This window comes from Aquabacterium sp., assembly GCF_004297345.1.
Classification (GTDB): Bacteria; Pseudomonadota; Gammaproteobacteria; order Burkholderiales; family Burkholderiaceae_C; genus Aquabacterium.
In genome coordinates, this window is the sequence record NZ_SCTN01000537.1 from 1 (window position 1) to 4,295 (window position 4,295).

At 61.5% G+C, this 4,295-nt stretch carries 4 protein-coding genes; 3 read left to right on the plus strand and 1 reads right to left on the minus strand.

Features of this window, described 5'->3' with window-relative positions; genetic code table 11:
* Window positions 1–1,904 (minus strand): excinuclease ABC subunit UvrC (gene uvrC / locus EPO09_RS20820; RefSeq protein ID WP_290646278.1); only part of this gene is annotated, 1,904 nt, incomplete at its 3' end.
* Window positions 1,905–1,958: 54 nt separating this feature from the next.
* On the opposite strand from uvrC, the gene earP reads away from it, so the two are divergent.
* The 3 genes from earP to EPO09_RS20835 form a co-directional block, all read left to right on the plus strand.
* Window positions 1,959–3,155 carry an elongation factor P maturation arginine rhamnosyltransferase EarP gene (earP, locus tag EPO09_RS20825; protein WP_367200097.1) on the plus strand — a complete coding sequence of 399 codons (1,197 nt, stop codon included), beginning with the start codon at window positions 1,959–1,961 and terminating at the stop codon, window positions 3,153–3,155.
* Between the two features lie 125 nt (window positions 3,156–3,280).
* A complete protein-coding gene (gene efp, locus EPO09_RS20830) occupies window positions 3,281–3,835 on the plus strand; it encodes an elongation factor P (protein WP_290646280.1) in 555 nt (184 codons plus the stop codon).
* Between the two features lie 160 nt (window positions 3,836–3,995).
* The coding region (locus tag EPO09_RS20835) for a response regulator (protein ID WP_290646282.1) at window positions 3,996–4,295 on the plus strand (300 nt) is incomplete at its 3' end.

The following is a 4,295-nucleotide window of genomic DNA, read 5'->3' on the forward strand; positions in this document are numbered from 1 at the left end:
GCCCGCTTGGCGCGCATGCCGGTGATGGCGAATCGGTGCGCCTCGTCGCGGATTTGCGCCACCAGCATCAGCGCAGCGGAACTGGGGGAAAGTTGCAGCTTGGGCCGGCCATCGGCAAAGACCAGCTCTTCCAGGCCCACCTTGCGGCCTTCGCCTTTTTCCACGCCCACGATGATGGACAGAGGGATGCCCAGCGCCTCGAAAACCTCGCGCGCCATGGACACCTGCCCCTTGCCGCCGTCGATCAATACGATGTCGGGCACGCGTGCGGCCTTCGTCCCCGTCGCGCTGTAGCGGCGCTCCAGCGCCTGCTTCATGGCGGCGTAGTCATCACCCGGTGTGATGTCGTTGATGTTGTAGCGGCGGTATTGCGAGGATTGCATCTTGTGCTGCTCGTACACCACGCACGATGCCTGCGTTGCTTCGCCCGCTGTGTGGCTGATGTCGAAGCATTCGATGCGCAAACTGGCCAGGGGATCACGTGTGGCTGCGTCCTTGGCGTCAACCGGAGCGTCGGTGGCAGCTTCACCCTGGCCCGCCTGGTCGTCGGCCTGCTCACCGGCCTGTTCACCAGCCTCATCAGACGACAAACCTGCAGAGCGCCCCTCCAGGTCCAGGTCCAGATTGAGCGCCTCCACAAGCGCCCGGGTGCGCGCCTGCTGCGAGCCCTCTTCACTGAGCAACCTGGCCAGAGACAGCGTGGCGCCCGTGATCGCCATGTCCAGCCAGGCACGGCGCTGCTCACGCGGCTGGTACACCACCGTGACCTTGCGTCCACCTTGCTCACCCAGGGCGTCGATCAACTCGGGATCCACCATATGGCTGAGGATCAGCATGGCAGGCATGGCGCCACCAATGTAGTGCTGAGCCAGGAAAGCCTCCATCACGCGAACTTCGGTTGCCTGCGTCAACGCGTCCGCATTGGATGCCTCCCCCTGCCCTTGGGCATCAACTTCAGCGGCATCCTCCGGTGACAGCACATGGTCCTGCACATGCACAGGGAAATGCGCCCTGTCACCCAGATGGCGACCGCCACGCACCATGGCCAGGTTCACGCAGGCACGCCCGCCTTGCACCTTCACGGCCAGCACGTCCACGTCCTTGTCCATCACGGTCTCGACGGCCTGCTGATGCAGCACCGCAGACAGGGACTTGATCTGATCGCGGATCTCGCCGGCCTTTTCGTACTCCATGCGCTCGGCGTGCGACATCATGCGTGTCTGCAAATCCGCCAGAACAGCCTCGGGCTCACCCAGCAGGAAGCGCTCGGCCTGCCCCACGCTGGCGGCGTAATCTTCCTTGCTGATCAGATCCACACAAGGGCCGCTGCAGCGCTTGATCTGAAAGAGCAAGCAGGGCCGGCTGCGGTTCTTGAAGACGGCATCCTCGCAGGTGCGGATCAGGAAGACCTTCTGCATCAACTGGATCGTTTCCTTGACCGCCCAGGCATTGGGATAGGGCCCGTAGTAACGGTGCCTGCGGTCAACCGCCCCACGGTAGTAGGACATGCGAGGGAAAGTCTGCGTCGAGATCTTCAGATACGGGTAGCTCTTGTCATCGCGAAACAGGATGTTGTAGCGCGGGTTGAGCGTCTTGATCAGGTTGTTTTCCAGCAGCAAGGCTTCGGCCTCGCTGCGCACGACCGTGGTCTCCATGCGCTCGATGCGCGACACCATGTACCCGATGCGCGAGCCACCGTGGTTCTTGTGGAAGTAGCTGGAAACGCGCCGCTTGAGATCACGCGCCTTGCCCACGTACAGCACATCGCCCCGGGCATCGAAGTAGCGGTAGACACCAGGCAAGGCCGGCAGAGAGGCCACCTCTGCGAGCAAACGGTCCCAGACCTGGGCGCGGGCCTGCTCCTGCTGTGTCGTCTGTTGATCGGGGTCTGTCGGCAAACTCATGAGGCAGGATTGTCTCTGACAACCCGTGGCCTGCACCGGGCTTGCCATAATCCCATGATGCTTTGGGATGTGTTCTGTCGTGTCATCGACAACTTTGGCGATATCGGCGTGTGCTGGCGCCTGGCTTGTGATCTGGGCCAGCGTGGTCAACAGGTGCGCCTGTGGGTGGATGACGCCAGCGCACTGAACTGGATGGCACCGCAGGTCCAGTGGATGCCTGCCGATGATGCGACATGGCGATTGCCCGCCGGACTGGGTCAGCCCGGCGTCACGGTATTGAAGTGGTCCGACGCGCAGAAGCCAGCCATTGAGTCGCCAGGGTTGCGGGCTGGCGATGTGGTCGTGGAGGCTTTTGGCTGCGATCCACCGGATGCTTTCATAGTACGCATGCAGCGCCGAGCGGCGCAGGGACAGCCGGCGCAATGGGTCAATCTCGAATACCTGAGCGCCGAAGACTATGTGGAGCGCAGCCACGGTTTACGCTCGCCCGTATGGTCCGGCGCGGGGGCCGGCCTGAGCAAGCGCTTTTTCTATCCTGGCTTCACGCCGGCCACGGGTGGCTTGCTGCGAGAACCTGACCTCATCCAACGACGACGGGCTGAAACGGCCTCGCCAGCGCAAAGACTGGCCTTCCTCAAGCAGATCGGCTTGGATCTGGGTGATGAGGCCAAGCTCATTTTGTTGTTTTGCTATGAATCGGCACCGGTGACTGAACTGCTCGACCGCTTGGCCGGATTGGCAGGATTGGCCCAGTTGGCTCCGCAAACGCCTCACACGCACGTATTACTCACACCAGGTCATGCCACGACACTGGCAACCGATTGGGCGCATGCCCACCCCGGGCATCCTCTGCACCTGCATCCACTGCCCGCCCTGCCGCAAGACGACTTCGACCGCCTGCTCTGGTGCTGCGACCTGAATCTGGTTCGCGGCGAAGACTCCGCCGTGCGCGCGCTCTGGGCGGGCCGCCCCCACATCTGGCACATCTACGAGCAGGACGACGGCGTGCACGCCGGCAAGCTCGACGCGTTCATGGCGCGCTGGATGGTGGATTGGCCGGCAGACCTGCGTGCCCAGGTCCGCGACTGGTGGCTGGCCTGGAACCGCCTGGCGCCCATGCCTGAAACACTGCCCTCGTGGCAGGCAAATGACGCCCCCTGGCGGCAGAACAGCGAGAACGCACGCGATCATCTGGCTTTGCAGCAAGATCTCGCCAGCCAGCTGCTCACTTTTGTCTCAAGCTCAGGCTAAAATAGGAGGCTTTGCTTTGTGGCACCCGGGGGATTTTTCGGGTCGCTGATCACGGCAACCCCATTTTTCGACCTCATAGAAGCTCAAACTTCGACCCCCTGACCGGGAACATTCGGGAATCCAACATGAAACTCGCACAAGAAATCCGCGCTGGCAACGTGATCATGCAGGGCAAGGACCCGATGGTCGTCCTGAAGACTGAATACAGCCGCGGCGGTCGCGGTGCAGCCACCGTGCGCATCAAGATGAAGAACCTGCTGAACGGCGCCGGCGCCGAAGTGGTGTTCAAGGCCGACGACAAGATGGACCAGATCGTCCTGGACAAGAAGGACTGCACCTACTCCTACTTCGCCGACCCGATGTACGCGTTCATGGACGCCGAGTACAACCAGTTCGAAATCGAAGCCGAAAACATGGGCGACGCGATCAACTACCTGCAAGACGGCATGGAAGCTGAAGTCGTGTTCTATGACGGCAAGGCCATCTCGGTTGAACTGCCCACCACCGTGGTCCGCGAAATCGAAACCGAACCCGCCGTCAAGGGTGACACTTCCGGCAAGGTCATGAAGCCCGCTCGCATCGTCGGCACCGGCTTTGAAATTCCGGTCCCCCTGTTCGTTGAAAACGGCGACAAGATCGAAATTGACACCCGTACGCACGAGTACAAAAAGCGCGTCTGATCGACTGCGTTTGCACTCGGAAAAAGGGGCACCTTCGGGTGTCCCTTTTTTGTTGCCGGCTCGCAACCCGAACATTCGATATTGCAGCGCACAATAGACTTTTTGCTGTCTTGAAGCTCACGCAGTTCCCACTTGCCAGACACATCAAGAGGCCAAACTCATGGATATGGATACGCCCAGCCTGCGCGTGCTCCTCGTCGAAGACGATCCAGCCCTGCTGCTCAACGTCCGCCAGCAACTGCTGCGTCAGGGGCACGAGGTATTCGAAGCCACCACATCTCAGCAAGCCTGGCGGCTGTTTCTCGACAAGGCGCCACAACTGATTCTGCTGGACGTCCTGCTGCCCGATAACGATGGCTTCTGGCTATCAAGGCAAGTGCGCTCGCACGAGGGCCGGCATTGGACGCCCATTCTGTTTCTCTCTGCCATGGTTCAGGACGACGACCTGCTGCGCGGCATA

What these genes read in the sequence shown, in the direction of transcription:
- earP (WP_367200097.1), top strand. Translation starts at nt 1,959, where the DNA reads ATGATGCTTTGGGATGTGTTCTGTCGTGTCATCGACAACTTTGGCGAT.
- efp (WP_290646280.1), top strand. Translation starts at nt 3,281, where the DNA reads ATGAAACTCGCACAAGAAATCCGCGCTGGCAACGTGATCATGCAGGGC.